The sequence below is a fragment of the Granulicatella sp. 572.rep1_STHE genome, from assembly GCF_001073445.1.
Classification (GTDB): domain Bacteria; phylum Bacillota; class Bacilli; order Lactobacillales; family Aerococcaceae; genus Granulicatella; species Granulicatella adiacens.
This window is the reverse complement of the sequence record NZ_JVBO01000039.1, coordinates 1-795: the sequence shown is the minus strand read 5'-3', so window position 1 is coordinate 795 and position 795 is coordinate 1. Positions and strand designations below refer to the sequence as shown.

1 pseudogene is annotated in these 795 nt (G+C 36.0%); it reads left to right on the top strand.

From position 1 onward, the window contains the following. Positions 1 to 795 (top strand): annotated as a pseudogene (locus ADH99_RS08460) (IS3 family transposase); the annotation flags it as partial.

The following is a 795-nucleotide window of genomic DNA, read 5'->3' as shown; positions in this document are numbered from 1 at the left end:
CACAATACAAGAAAAATAAGTATACTATTGTTGAGAAAACAAGAGGGAGAGTACCTAAAATGGGACGTAAGCCAAAGAAAAAACCGGAAGAGATGACGGAACTAGAACGCCTTCAGGCTGAAAATGAGTATTTAAGAGCGGAGAATGCCATTCTAAAAAAGTTGAGAGAACTCCGCTTGATGGAGGAAAAAGAGAAAGAAGAAAGACGCAGATTGTCAGAGAGTTAGTGCCAGAGTTTCCTTTAGATATTCTTCTAAAGATTATCAAACTCGCTCGTTCAACTTACTACTATCATTTAAAGCAGCTAAACCTAGAAGATAAGAATCATGTCATTAAAAATGAAATAGAAACCATTTATACCGAGCATAAAGGGAATTATGGTTATCGCCGTATCACTCTTGAGCTTAGAAACCGTGGTTTCATCGTAAATCATAAGAAGGTACAACGTTTGATGAAAATGTTGGGGCTAAGTGCTCGTATTCGCAGAAAACGTAAGTATTCTTCTTATCATGGAGAAGTTGGAAAGAAAGTTGGGAACATTATTCAACGTCAATTTCATGCTTCAAAACCGATGGAAAAGTGCTATACAGACATTACGGAATTTTCTATCCCAACAAGTAACAAAAAACTATACTTATCACCAATTTTAGATGGTTATAACAGCGAAATTATAGCTTATTCCCTTTCGTCTTCACCAAATTTAGACCAAGTAAAAGATATGTTAAAACAAGCTTTTAGAGAAGAACAATACGAGAGTACTATTCTCCATAGTGATCAGGGATGGCAATACCAGCA